Origin of the sequence: Halobacillus sp. K22 (assembly GCF_052246795.1) — a bacterium.
In the GTDB taxonomy this organism is placed as follows: Bacteria; Bacillota; Bacilli; order Bacillales; family Halobacillaceae; genus Halobacillus.
This window is the reverse complement of record NZ_JBQQCN010000014.1, coordinates 38,324-55,110: the sequence shown is the minus strand read 5'-3', so window position 1 is coordinate 55,110 and position 16,787 is coordinate 38,324. Positions and strand designations below refer to the sequence as shown.

At 42.4% G+C, this 16,787-nt stretch carries 15 protein-coding genes; 13 read left to right on the top strand and 2 right to left on the bottom strand.

Going from position 1 to position 16,787, the window contains the following annotated elements; genetic code table 11:
- Window positions 1-75: 75 nt before the first annotated feature.
- From ACTWPM_RS11540 to ACTWPM_RS11525, 4 genes are all read left to right on the top strand, one after another.
- Window positions 76-1,101: a TIGR00341 family protein gene (locus ACTWPM_RS11540; RefSeq protein ID WP_443133190.1), complete on the top strand. Its 1,026-nt coding sequence runs from the start codon at window positions 76-78 to the stop codon at window positions 1,099-1,101.
- A 434-nt stretch (window positions 1,102-1,535) separates the two neighbouring features.
- A complete protein-coding gene (locus tag ACTWPM_RS11535) occupies window positions 1,536-3,281 on the top strand; it encodes an ABC transporter ATP-binding protein (protein ID WP_443133189.1) in 1,746 nt (581 codons plus the stop codon).
- Window positions 3,278-5,314 carry an ABC transporter ATP-binding protein gene (locus ACTWPM_RS11530; RefSeq protein ID WP_443133188.1) on the top strand — a complete coding sequence of 679 codons (2,037 nt, stop codon included), beginning with the start codon at window positions 3,278-3,280 and terminating at the stop codon, window positions 5,312-5,314. Before ACTWPM_RS11535 ends, ACTWPM_RS11530 begins: the two co-directional genes overlap by 4 nt.
- A gap of 32 nt (window positions 5,315-5,346) precedes the next feature.
- Window positions 5,347-6,174 carry a S1C family serine protease gene (locus ACTWPM_RS11525; RefSeq protein WP_443133187.1) on the top strand — a complete coding sequence of 276 codons (828 nt, stop codon included), beginning with the start codon at window positions 5,347-5,349 and terminating at the stop codon, window positions 6,172-6,174.
- Here the strand turns inward: ACTWPM_RS11525 and ACTWPM_RS11520 are convergent.
- Window positions 6,171-6,797 carry a flavodoxin family protein gene (locus ACTWPM_RS11520; RefSeq protein ID WP_443133186.1) on the bottom strand — a complete coding sequence of 209 codons (627 nt, stop codon included), beginning with the start codon at window positions 6,795-6,797 and terminating at the stop codon, window positions 6,171-6,173. The two genes, ACTWPM_RS11525 and ACTWPM_RS11520, sit on opposite strands and share 4 nt — an antisense overlap.
- 412 nt (window positions 6,798-7,209) lie before the next feature.
- On the opposite strand from ACTWPM_RS11520, the gene sigI reads away from it, so the two are divergent.
- The 6 genes from sigI to ACTWPM_RS11490 all read left to right on the top strand — a co-directional run bounded on the left by sigI (window position 7,210) and on the right by ACTWPM_RS11490 (window position 14,086).
- The gene (gene sigI / locus ACTWPM_RS11515; protein WP_443133185.1) at window positions 7,210-7,947 is read left to right on the top strand and encodes an RNA polymerase sigma-I factor; all 738 of its coding nucleotides are present in this window, start codon (window positions 7,210-7,212) and stop codon (window positions 7,945-7,947) included.
- Window positions 7,944-9,416: an anti-sigma factor domain-containing protein gene (locus ACTWPM_RS11510; protein ID WP_443133184.1), complete on the top strand. Its 1,473-nt coding sequence runs from the start codon at window positions 7,944-7,946 to the stop codon at window positions 9,414-9,416. The genes sigI and ACTWPM_RS11510 overlap by 4 nt, the downstream gene beginning before the upstream one ends.
- Before the next feature lie 72 nt (window positions 9,417-9,488).
- Window positions 9,489-9,890, top strand: a complete 402-nt coding sequence (locus ACTWPM_RS11505; protein ID WP_443133183.1) for a DUF1499 domain-containing protein — start codon at window positions 9,489-9,491, stop codon at window positions 9,888-9,890.
- Window positions 9,887-11,308 (top strand): dihydrolipoyl dehydrogenase family protein, encoded by a 1,422-nt coding sequence (locus ACTWPM_RS11500; protein WP_443133182.1) that lies wholly within the window; start codon window positions 9,887-9,889, stop codon window positions 11,306-11,308. The genes ACTWPM_RS11505 and ACTWPM_RS11500 overlap by 4 nt, the downstream gene beginning before the upstream one ends.
- Window positions 11,309-11,782: 474 nt before the next feature.
- Window positions 11,783-13,345, top strand: coding sequence for a GNAT family N-acetyltransferase (locus ACTWPM_RS11495; protein WP_443133181.1), 1,563 nt, complete (start codon window positions 11,783-11,785; stop codon window positions 13,343-13,345).
- Between the two features lie 15 nt (window positions 13,346-13,360).
- Window positions 13,361-14,086 carry an SDR family oxidoreductase gene (locus ACTWPM_RS11490; RefSeq protein WP_443133180.1) on the top strand — a complete coding sequence of 242 codons (726 nt, stop codon included), beginning with the start codon at window positions 13,361-13,363 and terminating at the stop codon, window positions 14,084-14,086.
- An 89-nt stretch (window positions 14,087-14,175) separates the two neighbouring features.
- Here the strand turns inward: ACTWPM_RS11490 and ACTWPM_RS11485 are convergent, their stop codons facing one another.
- Window positions 14,176-14,409, bottom strand: coding sequence for a YhdB family protein (locus ACTWPM_RS11485; protein ID WP_089753888.1), 234 nt, complete (start codon window positions 14,407-14,409; stop codon window positions 14,176-14,178).
- 192 nt (window positions 14,410-14,601) lie between these two features.
- Here ACTWPM_RS11485 and ACTWPM_RS11480 point away from each other — a divergent pair, with 192 nt between their 5' ends.
- The 3 genes from ACTWPM_RS11480 to ACTWPM_RS11470 all read left to right on the top strand — a co-directional run bounded on the left by ACTWPM_RS11480 (window position 14,602) and on the right by ACTWPM_RS11470 (window position 16,750).
- On the top strand, window positions 14,602-15,069 hold the full coding sequence (locus ACTWPM_RS11480) for a hypothetical protein (protein ID WP_443133179.1): 468 nt from the start codon (window positions 14,602-14,604) through the stop codon (window positions 15,067-15,069).
- Between the two features lie 124 nt (window positions 15,070-15,193).
- Entirely contained in the window at window positions 15,194-15,733 is a 540-nt protein-coding gene (locus ACTWPM_RS11475; RefSeq protein ID WP_443133178.1) for a YhcN/YlaJ family sporulation lipoprotein, read from the top strand.
- Between the two features lie 519 nt (window positions 15,734-16,252).
- Window positions 16,253-16,750, top strand: coding sequence for a GNAT family N-acetyltransferase (locus ACTWPM_RS11470; RefSeq protein WP_443133177.1), 498 nt, complete (start codon window positions 16,253-16,255; stop codon window positions 16,748-16,750).
- The last annotated feature ends 37 nt before the right edge of the window (window positions 16,751-16,787 follow it).

Genomic DNA, 16,787 nt, shown 5'->3' with positions numbered 1-16,787 from the left:
GTAATTAGTATGCGGAAAAAAGGGCACATTATTAAAAAAATCCAGTTCGCACACAGGATTGAAAGGAGGGATCGTATGAATCTCCAATTGATAGAAGTTTATATTCCGGACCATCATTTTGAATCCATTAATGAGAAGCTCCAGGAGTATGACCATCAATCGCTTTGGATTTCCAGTGAGTCCGAGGAAAGGACACTTGTCCGGATTCTTGTCAAAACCAGCGGAGTTGAAGAAATTCTTGATTACCTGGAAGAAGTATCTAACGTTGTAGAAGGCTTTGAGACCATGCTAATCCCGGTTCAAACGTATTTATCAAAGGATACACTCCATAAAGAATCGAAAAAAGCAAAAGAAGAAGAGGAGTCTGAGAAGGAGAAAGCACTTCTATTAAGAGCCAGTCGTCATGAACTCTTGAATTACGTGGAAAAGAATAGTCAGATCAATTTGAACTACTCGCTCATGATCATATTGTCCGCTATTGTAGCGACGGTTGGATTTCTAAAAGACAGTGAGGCTGTAGTCATCGGGGCGATGGTCATCGCTCCCATGATCGGCCCTGTCATTGCTATCGCATTTTCATCGATACTAGGGGATTATAAGCTGCTCTGGAAATCGGTGGTTACTTCTATGTACGGGGTAGCGATTGTATTGATCGTCTCGGTGCTTTTTGGTTATTTCACAGATATGGGAATGGGCACGGATCAATACTTGGATCGCACGAAAGTAGCAATAGTGGATATCTTTCTTGGGGTAGCATCCGGTGCAGCGGGCGCGCTGGCTTTTTTAAACCGACTCTCAGGGAATCTTGTTGGCGTAATGGTAGCTGTTGCTTTACTGCCGCCAAGTGTAGCTCTTGGCATGTCTTTTGGAAACGGGTCTTATATGAATGCGTATGGAGCTTTTTTACTCGTTGTGGTCAACATCATGTCGATTTTACTTGCGGCAGTTACTATTTTTTCGATCAGCGGTATACGACCAGTCCGTTGGGAAGCTGTGAAAAGGGCAAATGTTTCACGCCCCTTGTCTATTGTGTTTGTCTTTGTCATTGTGGCAGCTCTTGCATTGGTTCTGCTATTAGGGAAGGATGTTAACATCCGGTAGGAATACGATTTAAAAGGTTTTACAGAAACTTTTCAAATAGACCATTGAATTAATTTTTTGAAAATTATATAATTAATAATCATTCATACCAAAGGAGGTCACGACGATGAAAAACGTAAATGAACAGCAAACCTCAAACTTCATAGATGTCGTGGCCAGCAGGGACGTTTGATGAACGTCGCCTTCTCCAAAGAATGAGCGATTTACTTGGGCCGCGTAAATACGTGCCCCTATTCAGTATGTATATGTTAAGCATACGTCGTAGCCGGCGTATGCTTTTTTGTTGTTGTACAGGTGAAATACGCCTGTTTAACATAAATAAAAGAATTCAAGGAGGCACTTATGAAATGAAGAACACAGTGATCAGGAAAGAATGGAAAGAAGATTGGAAAGAAAGCGGCTAGTAAAGGAAAGAATGAAAGGACGTGACAGGTATGTTTAGTGTACTCGTTAAACTAAGATGGTTTTTTAAAACCTATTGGAAACGATATTCGTTTGCTATTATAGCGCTGATCGTCGTTAGTGCAATTGATCTTATTCCTCCGAAACTGGTAGGAATGGCGATTGATGAAATTCAATTCAACACTCTTACCCCGGAAAAATTAGGAGAAATTCTCCTGTTTTATGGGGGGATCATTATTGCCAGTTACTCGTTGTCTTATTTATGGGACTACACGCTCTTCAGCGGAGCCATGATTATGGAGAGAACCATGCGCTCAAGGCTTATGAATCACTTTCTAAGAATGACTCCTACTTTCTTCGGTAAGAACCGGACCGGAGATTTGATGGCAAGAGCAACAAATGATTTAAAGGCGCTCACGATGACCGCCGGTTTCGGGATTTTAACTTTAATTGATTCTACCGTCTTTATGTTTATGATCATTGCTATGATGGGATTTACGATCAGCTGGAAGCTTACGATAGCTGCACTGCTTCCTCTGCCGATTATGGCCGTTGCAATGAACAAATATGGAAAAGTCATTCATGAGCGCTTTACAGAAGCTCAGACGGCTTTTGGAGAGATGAATAACAATGTACTGGAATCGGTACGCGGCGTCCGGGTGATTCGTGCTTTCGTTCAAGAAAGAAATGAAGACCACCGTTTTCAGCAGATGACGGAAGATGTATATGACAAAAACGTGGAAGTGGCAAAAATTGAGGCCCTCTTTGAGCCCACGATCCAGGTCCTTGTTGGTCTTTCTTATACGATTGGACTCGGATATGGAGCAGCGCTCGTATTTCAAAATGTTATGACGCTTGGAGAGCTGGTTTCCTTCAACGTCTATCTTGGAATGTTAATTTGGCCGATGTTTGCAGTCGGAGAATTAATTAATGTGCTGCAGAGAGGAAACGCTTCCCTGGACCGGGTCAATGAGACGCTTGATTATCGTCCGGATGTTATAAATCCCTTAGAGCCGAGGAACGTGCACAGCCCGGACCAAATTGTATTTAAAGATGTAAGCTTTCAGTATCCTCAATCAGAAGCCAAAGGACTACAAAAAATTAATATAGCGATCGAGCGCGGGCAGACAATCGGAATCGTAGGTAAAACAGGAGCGGGGAAAACCACATTTTTCCGTCAGCTGCTCAGGGAATACCCGGGGCTTGAAGGGGAGCTTTTGATTAACGGAATTGATATTCACCGACTTGATCTGGGTACTACTCGCTCATGGATTGGCTACGTGCCTCAGGACCAGGTCCTGTTTTCGAAAACCGTTCGTGAAAACATTCAGTTCGGTAAAGCAGGTGCAACTGATGACGAGATCTATAGAGTTTTAAAGCTGGCATACTTTCTTGAAGATATAAAGAACCTGCCGGCTGGGCTGGATACAAAGGTTGGAGAAAGCGGCGTAACTCTTTCCGGTGGTCAGAAGCAGAGAGTCTCGATCGCCCGTGCCTTTATCATGAATCCTGAGATCTTGATTCTTGATGATGCGATGTCTGCAGTAGATGGAAAAACCGAGGCCAATATAATTGATCATTTGCGAAAAGAAAGACGAGGTAAAACCACTCTGATTGCTGCTCACCGTCTGTCTGCGGTAACCCATGCAGACCATATTATTGTACTGGATGAAGGTCGCATAACAGAGGAAGGGACCCATGCTCAGCTGATTAGGCAGGGCGGCTGGTACCAAACCCAATATGAGCGCCAGCAGTTAGATGGGGAGGTGGAAGAATGAAAGGAAAACAAGCCACAACCGAACGTAAACTGTTCCAATATGCGTTGAATTTTAAGAAAAACATTTTCATTGGTCTAATATGCCTTGTTATAGCTGTAGCTTTGGAGCTCACAGGACCTTTTATAGCCAAGCGTTTGATCGACGAACATATCGTGGGAATAGAAGATCAATGGCATAAGGTCGAGTCGGCTGATGATTATACAGGTCGTTACGAAGGCAGTCTCTACAAGCGGGATGACCGCCTGGAAGAGGGAGAGGAAATCAGTGGAACAGCAACGATTTTACAAGTAGGACGCTCCTATTATTTCATCCCGGAGGAAGTGCCAGCGAACGGCAATCGTTCCATTGAAGATAACAGGATACGGATAGAGACTCCGGAGGAGACGTACACGGCTAAGGCACAGTCACTATCGCTGCAGCAGCTTTACCGCTTCTTCCAACCGGAAATTCCGTCCATTTACTGGCTTCTTGGCATTTATGTCGGACTATTGTTTATTGCAGCCTTTTTTCAGTTCACCCACACTTTTCTTCTGCAACGATCGTCCAATCGGATTATTCGTAAAATGAGGGAGGATTTATTTACACATATCCAAAAGCTGCCTGTGCGATACTTTATCAATCAGCCAGCTGGAAAAATTGTGGCTCGAGTGACGAATGATACGGAATCGATTCGTGAACTGTATGTAAAAGTACTGGCTACTTTCGTTACCAGCTTTTTCTATATGATAGGAATTTACGTAGCGCTGTTTTTATTAGATGTTAAGTTAGCTCTTATGTGTCTGCTGCTGATTCCGATTATTTATGGGTGGATGAAGATGTATAAGCATTTTGGCGGTAAATACAATACAGTGGTGCGATCTACAGTAAGTGATATGAATGGTAATATTAATGAAGCGATTCAAGGAATGTCCATTATTCAGGCATTCAGACAGGAGAAGCAGACTTCAGAAGAGTTCGAGAAGTTAAATGATCAGCACTTCAGCTACCAGAGGAAACTGGTTCGATTAAGTGCCCTCACCTCTTTTAATCTGGTAAATGTCCTTCGTAATATCGCTTTCGTAGGTTTTCTCTGGTATTTTGGTTCCCAGTCTTTTGGAGCGGAAGGGATCATCACTGTTGGAGTACTTTACGCTTTTGTCGACTATTTAAATCGGCTTTTCCAGCCTGTGACAGATCTGGTGAATCAGCTGCCTCAGCTAGAAGAAGCCCGTGTAGCAGCCGGTCGGGTATTTGAGTTGTTAGAAGAGGAAGGGGAAGAAAGAAACAGTAGTGAGACAGCGCGGTATCGCGGTCAAATCGCTTTTGATCACGTATCGTTTGCTTATGAAGATGATAATTTTGTATTAAAGGATATTAATTTTCAAGTGGAACCTGGGCAGACGGCTGCTTTCGTTGGCCATACAGGGTCTGGTAAAAGCTCGATTATGAACTTGCTGTTTCGTTTCTATGACCCTCAAATTGGTCAAGTGACAATCGATGGGTACCCAACGACAGAATGGTCACGTCAACAAGTCCGAAGCCATATGGGGATAGTGCTGCAGGATCCGTTTATTTTTACAGGGACGATTTTGTCGAATGTAACGATGAACGATGACCGTATTTCCCGGGAAATGGCTATAGAGTCGTTAAAGGCTGTGGGAGCGGATCGTTTTATTGAGAAACTTCCTGAACAATATGATTCTCAGGTAAAGGAAAAAGGTGGTTCATTGTCTATGGGAGAAAGGCAGCTGATTTCTTTTGCCAGAGCTCTGGCTTTTGATCCAGCGATTCTGATTTTGGATGAGGCTACAGCAAATATTGATACAGAAACTGAGCAGATGATCCAGAAAGCTTTAGAAGTTTTGAAGAAAGGGAGGACGACGCTCGTTATCGCGCATCGTCTATCGACCATTCAGCAGGCGGATCAAATTTTTGTATTAAATCATGGTACAATGGTGGAGCAGGGAACGCATGAGGAACTGATCGCTCATGGGGGCCAATATTTCCAAATGTACCGTATGCAGCAAGGATCAGCAAAACTCAGTGCCATGTAGTTTCAATTCTCCTGTCTTAAGGGGGGCCGCACGTGAATGATCGCGATAACGATAAGCGTGATATCATAGATGAAGATCTATATGAAGAAATAGACGATGAAGAGTTATATGAACTGGTTCAGGAAGAGAGGCAGAAGGCCTACGAGAAAGAACGTTTAAAAAAAGAAGAATTAGAGAGCCGGCGCCCTTTTCCAAAATGGATTTTTTGGTTGATTGCTATCATGATGGTCACTAACATTGTAGCTGTGCTGCCCAATACGTTTTCTATTCCGGCCGTAGATTTTCTAATGACTTCAGCAAAGCTCTCTTCTGATGAGCAGGTGAAGGAATATAAACAATCGGTTGTGGTAGTGGAGGCAGGACAGAGCCAGGGGACAGGGTTTGCTATAAACGCAGACGGGACCATTCTTACAAACCACCATGTAATTGAGGATGAAAAACGTATTTCCGTAGCTTTCCCTGACAAGGGCTTGTTTCAAGCAGAGGTTGTGGAGCAGTATCCTGAAGTAGATTTAGCTGTCCTGAAGGCAGATGGCGAAGATTTCCCTCACTTGGAGCTGGCTGCGCAAACGACTTTCGAAGAAAATGATCATGTTTATTTCATTGGTAATCCTCTCCGGTTTACTGGAATTGCAAACCAGGGCACAGTGCTTGGATACAAGAATCTCAGTGATTGGAATGATCCTGTTCTTATGCTCGATGCCCCGATTTACAAAGGGAATTCAGGAAGTCCGGTTATTAATGAATCAGGAGAAGTCATTGCGGTGGTTTTTGCTACATTACATGATGACATAGAAGGAAGAGTAGGTCTTGCTGTTCCGATTGATTATTATTATGAAAAAAGTGCTGCCAAAGATTAAACTTTTGGCGGCACTTTTTTGTCATCTAGCTTATTCCCGATGACGGGGATGGGATTAAAATGAAGCAGCTCAGCGAAGTGGATAACGTTATAAGTCATTCTTACGACTTCTTCTTCAATGCAATCCCAATCACTTTGAGCGGGGTCTTCCAGCTTTTCATTACAAATTGCGCTGGCATGAGGGGGTAAAGTGTAGCCGAGCATGGATAAGCGGTAGTGGATCGATTGAGCTGCTAATCGAGCGCCGCCGTCTCCGCCATCTGCGACGATAGCTCCTCCAACTTTATTATAGAAAATTCCTTGCCCTTTTCGATTTTTCAACCGATGGTATCCCTGAAGTCTTTCTAAGATTAATGAAGCTAGACTGCTCTTATCACCCATGGCGATCGGAGTAGCCAGAAGCAAAATGTCAGCGCCCAGTATCTTCTCGAAAACAAATGGCCAATCATCCTCATTGTCTAACTGGTCCGTAATCCCGAAGTTAATGTGGAAGTCCCTCAAGTGGATGCGTTCCACATCAATTTCTTCCCTTTGAAATATTTGAGCGGATTCATGGAGGAGCTTTTCGGTGTCGGTTTCTTTTGTGCCTTTTTCTAAACTGCAATTTAATAATACGGCCTTCATTCCTTGGATCCTCCTTTTTATTTGCGCTCTACATAACAGGTTTAACCTCCCGGAGCCATATGTAAACCTCACTATATGTGGTTTTTATCATAGGAATTTAGACATGTTGGTATACATATTAATTCTTTTTCTATGGAAAACAGTACTTTGTATAGTTCATAGGTTGTAATTTTTGAAATATAGATTTAATAAAATGTAACCCTGATGTGGTAGACCCGTGCCCCAATATTCAGTACAATAGTCATGGTTAATAACATATCTCAAAAATACATGTTTGGATGGCTAAAAAATAAACGGCTTTTGGCAGTATGGGTTGACCCCTTTTTGTAACACAATTGAAATATTTTTATTGAAAAACACCCAAAAACTCTGTTTTTAATTCGAAACTATTAATGGCTGGAGGTGGTGAAGGTTGATCAAACGTCTATTACGAAAAAGAGACACCTCCCTTGATATACAGATTGAATCCGTTAAACAGGGGGATGAGGAAACTAGAAATGAACTCCTCAAACAGTATCAACCTTTTATTGCCAAAAGTGTTTCTGAAGTATGTAAAAGATATATAGATCCCGGCAAAGACGATGAATTCAGTATCGGTTTATCAGCGTTTAATGAAGCCATCCAAGCGTATTCCTGCGATAAAGGCAGTTCCTTCCTTTCCTTTGCCCGTCTCGTTATCAAACGGAAAGTAATCGATCATATCCGTAATGAAAGAAAGAATCCCCAGGCTGTTTCTCTGGATGAACTCAACCATGAGGAAGAGCAGATGGAGAATCCTTCTGAGGTGGCAGCAGCCAGAGAGCGGCATCAAATGGAGAAAGAGGCGTGGTACAGACGTGAAGAAATCCATGAATTTAAAGAGCAGTTAAAGAAGTATGATTTGTCGCTCGATGATTTAGTGGATGCTTCTCCTAAGCATAAGGATGCACGAGATTCAGCCGTGCAAACGGCACGAATCGTTTATCACCATAAGGCACTTAGGGAGCAGGTCCTTCATAAAGGACGGCTTCCTATGAAAGAGCTGGTACGTGAGGTGGATGTAAGTAAAAAAACGCTTGAAAGAAACCGGAAATTTATCATTGCCTTAGTTCTCATCTTTGACGGAGATTATGTATATCTCAACGACTACCTGAAAGGGGTGGGGGTGTGAGAAAAGGCATTGTCATGGAGCAGAAAAAGGGATATACCATTGTGATGACCCATGATGGAAGCTTTCACCGGGCATTAAGGCTCCATGAAGCGGAAGTCGGTATGGAAGTCCATTTTCAGGCGGTCTCAAATAACGAACCCCTTCGCCCATGGTTATCCATAGTAACTCCATGGAAAGCAGGCATCATTGCCTTGATACTTGTGCTCGCTTGCCTGCCATTTTATACATGGTATGGAAGCAGTAAGGCTTATGCCTATGTAAATATAGATATTAATCCAAGTTTGGAATTAAAATTAAATAACCAGTTGCAAGTAGTGCAGATTACACCTCTTAATGAAGAAGCTGAAAAATTGATGAATCTACTTACTGATTGGAAAAAAAGAGATGTCTCCGACGTAGCTTTTGAAATGATTAACCTCAGTAAGGAAAATGGCTGGATGAATCAACAAAAACAAGTGCTGATCGGCATTAGTTATTTAAAAGCAGACCCAACAGCAAGCCTTGCCAAAACGTTGGAAAATAATCTCTCGGAGCGCGTAAAAGATTTGTCAGTGGCAGCTTATATTCTCCCGGCATCCATTCGGGAAGAAGCGCTCGAAACGAATCAATCAGTCAATGAGCTTATAGCTAAGAAATTGGGCGAAAAAGATTCAGCTACAAAAGAGAGTATAAACTCCTTGCAATTAATGAGCGAAGAAAAAGAAACGATTCGATCTTTTTATGAAAAATCACCGAAACGTGAAAATTTGAAGAATAATAACTCTTCAAGTTTAAGAAACCCCGAAGGTTCTAAAGAAGAACCTTCAACTACTACAAAGGAAGACCATAAACCGGCAACTTCCAAAGAGAATAAAGATAGTAATAATTCGTCTAATTCCCGGCAGAATTCCTCTGGAGACCAACACGGCTCAGCTGATGAAAAAGAGAGTGAAAGTAAGAGTCCTGATACTTCAAGCTTGAAAAAGGATAGGGAGAAAGTGGAACAAGAAGATAAATCAGACAAGCAGTCTGCGGAGGGTAGAGATAAGGACAAGGGTCAACCGAGCTCTCCTGGCCAATCGAAAGAGAAGGCAGAAAAGGAATCGTCCGAGGATAAGAAGCAGGACAAACCGAAGTCGAATCCTGGCCAATCGAAGGAGAAGCCAGAAAAGAAATCGTCTGAGGAAAAGAAGAAAGACAAACCGAAGTCGAATCCTGGCCAATCGAAGGAGAAGCCAGAAAAGAAATCGTCTGAGGAAAAGAAGAAAGACAAACCGAAGTCGAATCCTGGCCAATCGAAAGAGAAGCCGGAAAATAAATCCTCTGAGGACAAGAAAAAAGACAAACCGAAGTCGAATCCTGGCCAATCGAAGGAGAAGCCGGAAAAGAAATCCTCTGAGGACAAGAAAAAAGACAAACCGAAGTCGAATCCTGGTCAATCGAAGGAGAAGCCGCAAAAACATAAAAATAAAGGTGAAAAAGCATCCTAGAGAGTCTAGGGTGTTTTTTTATTGGATTAAACGTGAATATAAAGGTAGTGTAAAGAAAAGGAGTGATTTAGCATGGGAAAACAATATCTAGGAGTTAAAGACGGCAGCTTGGCTGAATGTCCTAATTCCCCGAACTGTGTGTCAACTCAAACTGAACAATCAGATAAATATATGGAACCTTTACCGTTCCATGGAGATTTGAATTCAACGAAAGAAATACTTAAGAAAGTTTTGAAAGAAATGGACAGGACTACGGTAGAAGGTGAGGAAGACCAATATATTCATGCTATCGTTGTGACGAAACTACTACGATTTAAGGATGATATAGAGTTTTATCTGGATGAAGCAGATCAGCAGGTTCATTTCCGTTCGGCTTCTCGAACGGGCTACTCCGATATGGGAGTAAACCGAAAACGAATGGAAGCTTTCACAGAAGCCTATTATGGATATGTGGAGAAGGAGGGCCGCTTATGAGTTATGATTACCAGATAGCCGTTATAGGCGGTGGATCAGGCGGTCTAACCGTTGCTGCAGGAGCGGCAAGCTTTGGAGCTTCTGTTGCTCTTATTGAACGAAAAAGTGAGCTTGGCGGGGACTGTCTGCATTATGGGTGTATGCCTTCAAAAGCTATGATTGAAGCAGCCAGGGAAGTCCACCAGGCCGGGCAGTACTCCGACTTCAGCGAATCTGACTATGACCGGCTGTTTACAGGTGCGATGGAACGAGTGGCAGAAGCCGTTCAAGATGTCCAGGGCCATGACTCCAAAGAACGTTTCATTAAGCTTGGAATTGATATTTATGAGGCAGAAGGGCGATTTGAAGACGAACATACCTTGCGGGTGGGGGAAAAAACAATTACAGCGAAACGTTTTGTCATAGCTACAGGTTCTTCTCCCGTTGTACCACCGATCCAGGGTATAGACAATGTCGATTATCTGACAAATGAATCCATTTTTTCTCTACGGGAAAGGCCGGCCTCACTCGGGGTTATTGGAGGAGGCATCATTGGTTCAGAGCTCGCACAGGCGATGTCCCGTCTGGGTGTAGAGGTGACTGTAATTGAAGGCGGCGAACAGATTTTAGTAAAAGAAGATGAGGAAATTGCTGGTCTTGCTGAAGGATTATTATCGCAGGAATTACAGGTAATAACCAGGGCAAATGTGGAGCGTCTGGAATCTACGAATGAAGGCGTGAAAATTCATTATAAGAAGGACGGTTCCGCGAATCTTCTTAATGTTGATAAGTTGTTAGTAGCCACTGGACGAAAAGCGAACATAGATAAGCTTGATCTCGAACAGGCTGGAGTAGAAACGTCCACTGGTACAATTGCCGTTGATGCAGCGATGCGAACGACACAACGCCATATTTATGCGGTTGGAGACTGTAATGGATCCATGCCGTTCACTCACGTTGCGGGTATGGAAGGGAAAATTGCTGTTTCCAACGCTGTATTTGGATTATCAAGAAAAGCATCTTATGAAAAGGTGCCGTGGGTGGTGTACACAGGCCCTGAAATTTACCACCTCGGGCTAACAGAGGAGGAAGCAAGAGAGCAGTACGGTGATAAGCTCTTGACCTTTAAGACGAATCTAGCCGATAATGATCGCTTTATAGCTGAGCGTCACACCGACGGGCTGGTTAAAGTATTAACCACAAACCGGGGTCGGATCGTCGGAGCTCATGCTATTGGAGAAGGAGCTGGCGAATGGATGCAGGAAATTGGGACAGTTCAGGCATTGAATAAGAAATTCCAGTCAGTTTCTAATATTATCCACCCATACCCTGCCAAAAATAATGTAGTGTCTCAGACCGCCGATTTATACTGGCGGGAGAAATTATTCGACAGCTCATTAAATGAAGCATTGAAATGGTACGTTCGTAAATTTAGATAAAATAAAGAGCTGTCCTGCTTCCGGGTCAGCTTTTTTCGTTATATAGAGATCGTTGAAAATAAACGAATTGTAAATGCTCTGTTTAGAATAATGAGGAATCTTTTTGCCAAAATAATCATAAAACGTGTCTTTACACAATAGGGGCGTTATCTGTAAGACTCTATTTCGGTGCATCATTCTGCAGGAGTCTCGCTGTTCCTCTCGGGATCTTGCCATATAAGGTGCTACGGAACTATCTAAGAAGCAGAAAAACTCCTATCATAGAACTTTTTCTGGATTGTTACTTCAAGGTCATGCAAAAAGAAGTTTAGTTCCTCCACCCACCTCCCTCATTTTTCTACACAAATAAACGAAGCCGATGGTACGCAATCGGGAGCTTTTTCTGAAAAAATAGGCAGGATGATTCTGGACTCGGATTTTATGGGTTAAGTACGATAGAATTGAGGGAAGAAAGATAATAAGGAGAGGGATTACGTGTCTAAAATTGACTTAACTCAATATGAAAAGAAAATGATCGTACGACATATGCAGGAAAAAGATATAGAGCAGATTTTTGAATTACAGCAAGTTTGCTTTCCAAACATGGAGCCATGGAAGAGAGACCATCTGGAAAGCCATTTGAAAATATTCCCTGAAGGGCAGTTTGTCGTGGAATTTGATGGACAAATTATTGGAAGCTGCTCCAGTCTGGTTGTTAATTTCGATGAATATGACGATCGGCATACGTGGGACGATATTACAGACAAAGGCTACATTACCAATCATGACCCCGATGGATACAATCTTTACGGAATTGAAGTCATGGTTCATCCTGGGTACCGTGGGATGAAGATTGGCCGGCGTTTGTATGAAGCACGTAAAGATCTGGCTAGAGAACTAAATTTGAAAAGCATTATCATCGGAGGCCGGATCCCGAATTACCACAAGTATGAGGGTGAGATGACCCCGCGGGAATATGTAGAAGAGGTCAGGAGTCAGAATATTTATGATCCAGTACTCACCTTTCAAATTATGAACGGCTTCACCGTCATGAGGATCAATCCGAATTACTTACCTGATGACAATCTTTCTTCCAAATATGCAACCCTGATGGAATGGAATAACATTGATTACCGTGCTCGTACAAAACGGCATTTTAAGACGAGTAATCCCGTTCGGATTATGGTCATTCAATATATGATGAAAAATATCGATTCTTTTGAAGAATTTAAAAAGCAGTGTGAGTATTACGTAGATGTGGCCGCCGATTATGGCAGTGATTTTGCGGTCTTTCCTGAAATTTTCACCACTCAGCTCATGTCATTTTTAGAAGAAAAAGTTCCGTCTAAAGCCGTACGGAGATTATCGGATTACACGGAAGATTATATTGAAATGTTCACCCATTTAGCCGTGAAGTATAATGTGAATATTATTGGTGGCTCTCACTTTGTCGAGGAAGATGATAAGATCTATAATATTTCCTACTTATTCAGAAGAGACGGCACAATTGAAAAACAATACAAAATTCACGTAACTCCCAACGAACGTACATGGTGGGGAATTCAGCCGGGCGACGCGGTAAAAGTATTTGATACCGACTGTGGAAAAATAGCCATTCAGATTTGTTACGACATCCAATTCCCTGAATTGGCGAGGTACGCTGTGGATCAGGGAGCAAATATTATCTTTGTTCCGTTCTGTACGGATGATCGCCAAGGTTACCTGAGGGTTCGATACTGCGCTCAAGCTCGTGCGGTAGAAAACCAGGTTTACACGGTTATCTCTGGTACTGTAGGGAACCTGACACAAGTAGAAAACATGGACATCCAATATGCTCAGTCCGGTATTTTCACTCCTTCCGATTTTGAATTTGCCCGTGATGGAATTGTCGGCGAATGCAATCCGAACATTGAAACCGTGGTGGTCGGAGATGTGGACTTAGAGATTTTAAGACGTCAGCGCAAATCAGGCACTGTTAGGCAGTTGCAGGATCGCCGGCACGATCTATTCCAACTGGATTATAAGGTAAAAACGGAATTTAAACCAGAAAGGACGTAAAGGAGGAAGAGTCCTGTGTTAAAAGACCAAGTGGCTATTGTAACGGGAGCCTCACGGGGAATAGGCCGTGAGGTGGCTTTCCAACTTGCGGCCAAAGGAGTTAAGCTTTCCATTCTCGGCAGCTCTGAAGATGTGCACAATACACGGGAAGATTTAAAATCTGAAGGGCATACAGATGTACTATCATTCACTGCGGATGTCAGCAATGAAAACGACGTAGATCATGTTGTCCAAGCGACGAGTAATGCCTACGGCAGAATCGACATCTTAATAAATAATGCAGGAATTGGGGAAAGCAAACCCGTAGAATCTGTAACAGTCGAAGAATGGAGAAAAACGTTTGATATTAATGTACAAGGCGTTTTTCTCTCCTCAAAATCTGTGCTCCCGTTTATGAGAAAACAAAAATCCGGTACGATATTGACGGTAGCTTCTGATGTTTCGAGGTACACGATTTCTGAGAATGGCTCACTCTATACAGCTACGAAATATGCGGTGCAAGGTTTTATGGGGTCTTTAGCTCAGGAAGTACGAAGTGACGGAATACGAGCGGGAACCATTAACCCAGGCAAAGTGGAGACGTACTTCGCAAACAGCACACAGGGAGATCCCCAAAAATCAAATTGGCTTAAGGTAGAAGAAGTAGCCCAGGCCATCGTTTATATGCTTGAAGCACCTAAACATATGTTAATTGATGAAATGCACATTCATTCGATTCATCAGGATTATCCAAGAATGTAAAAAAGCAGACGGAGATCTGCTTTTTTACCATTTATAACCACCTCAGGTCATCCAAATTATGGATGACCTGAGGTGGTATTTTTTTGCATCTATCTGAATGCCGGGTAGGCGAGGGTTGTTTGAGCGTGATCAATATAATTTAACAAAGCTTCGTGAGACTCAAGCATCTGGCTTTCGTGTCCAGGGTAATAGCTGGCATGCAGGAACGTTTCAATTTTTTTGGATAAAAACTGATCACGCGTGCGCACCATAAGGACAAGTAAATCATCCCACTGACCCCAGATCATAAAATGCAGTGCTTTGTCATAATCCTGATAATTCACTGGGTCACATCCTTCTTAAAAGGATTGTTTTTATTGTCTCCGATTCGGGTAATTATCAGTCAGAAAGTTCGTCACATTTTTGGAAAATACGAGGCGTTTTGTGCTTTTTTGCCACACGTTATGCCGTGGTTTGTTATGATGGTATAGTAACTTTTAATTTGTTCTTAAGGAATATGAAGGGAGATTACAGTGGTGACCAAGAAACAATGGGAATATGTAAATTTTGGCGGGGTCATCGCATTCGGAGTCTTTTTACTTTTAAGCTTCGTAACAGCTGAAGCAGGTACAGCTAATCGTGTGATGGTTTTGTTTTGTGAAATTATTGGTGCAGCCTTAATAGTAGGTGCCTATCTATCCATACACCATTTAAATGGGGAACGAAGATTTATTCCCTTTTCCATTATGGTATTTTTGAGTGCTTGGCTGGTTTATGCAATCGGATACGAAATAGGCGTGGATGCTTCCACGAACTATAAGTGGATTTGGTTCTTATTCTTATACATAGTACTAATTGCTGGTTTTTACTTCTTAAGGAAAATGTACACAGGGCTTACGGGTCCGTTTAAACTGCTGCCGATATTTTTATTATTTATTAATGCTATTTTATTCGTTATTATCCTATTTTTTAATATTTGGTGGAGTTTACCATTTACAGGATAAAGGGTCTTTCTCAGAAAGGCCTTTTTATTATGGAATTTGGAGGTTTATTCCGGCAGATGCTTCATCGCATATTTGCTTTTGAACTTCACATACTATGTGTAAGCTGCCTAAGGAGGAATAAACCATGAAAATAAGAGCATTTGCTATTGGTCTTTTAGCTGCATCCTCTCTGGTTGCGTGTCAAGCAGAACAGGAAACAGGTACAGGCCAGGATAACTATGAAGGCGTGCAAAATACGCGTTTTCAGCGGATGGCTGACAATATGTACGAAGAAGGTAATCGGACAAACCGTTATGATAACGACCGGGGTATGGTTCATAATACAAATTATCAAGTAGCTAAAGACGCGGCAATTAATATTGAGAAGAATGTTAAAGGTGTGGACGAAGCTTACGTGTTAAAGACACGTGATAATGCGTATGTGGCAGCAGTCATGGACAATAACAGCGGTGAAGAGAATATGACGGATAAGATGGAAAAGGATATTACGAAAGCTGTAAAAAATACAGATCAGGATATAAACAATGTTTATGTTTCCACTAATCCTGACTTTATCGATTTAACCAATAATTATGTGGATGATGTGCAAAATGGAGAGCCAGTACGTGGTTTCTTCCAGGAATTCGGCCAAATGGTTGACCGTGTATTTCCAGAAGCCAGATAGTTTGAAAAAACCAGGCACCTCGAAAGAGGACCTGGTTTTTTGCTTGCAGAGACGTCCTGCATTCCACTGAATTTGATACAATAGAGCCAATCATTTAAAAAGTAGTCTCTGGTAAACATTATGGTTGGTTTTATGAAAGGCATATTAAGCTATAGGGCCGTACACTGTAAGACTCAGTTTCGAGATCATTCAGGTCCGTCGTCGAAAAGTAGGTGAGGGAGGCTACGGAAACAACTCGTCTTGTTCCATCACCCAGACACTCGAGACATAAGCCGCTCATCAACGGATGGAAAAACCGCAATCCTTTTTGACGGTCGGCTTATGCTGGTCGTATCTTTCGGGGCGATTCCACATTTGAACACTTTCCTGCGTCATGCAGGGCCGGAAAGCGAAGTCGTCCCTCTTTGGACCTTCCTCATCACCAATATCTCGAAATCGATTCTTAAAGAAACGGAAGCTTAACTGTAAATTCAACACGGAGGTTTATCAGAGCCAAAAGAGATAAAGGAGGTGCTTGTCATGAAAATTATTAAAGTAACGCCAACTATGGCTGAAGCTTACGTTAAGTTAGGAGCACAACTGGAAGCAGAAACTGATTTTCTTTTATATGGAGCTGGGGAACGTCAGATGGGTATAGAACAAGCAGAAACCATGCTCAAAAGCATTCAGGAGCAGGAGAATGCGGTTATACTGGCTGCTGAGAACGATGGGGAGCTGGTGGGGCATATTATGTGTGTGGGCGGACGTGCGGAGCGAAATCGGTATACTGCGCAGATTGTTACGGGTGTTATGAAAATGTTTCAGGGACAGGGAATAGCTGCTCAATTATTCAGGAAAATGGAAAAATGGGCGCGCGAGCATCATATCCACCGTATGGAGTTAACTGTAATGGTACATAATGAGCCAGCCATCCAGCTGTACAAGAAAGCTGGATTTATAAAAGAAGGGATAAAACGTGATTCTTTATGTGTAAATAATCAATGGGTAGATGAGTATGCTATGGCTAAAATTCTCTAGTCCCTAATGAAAGATTAGAGGCATCAATCTTTCATGT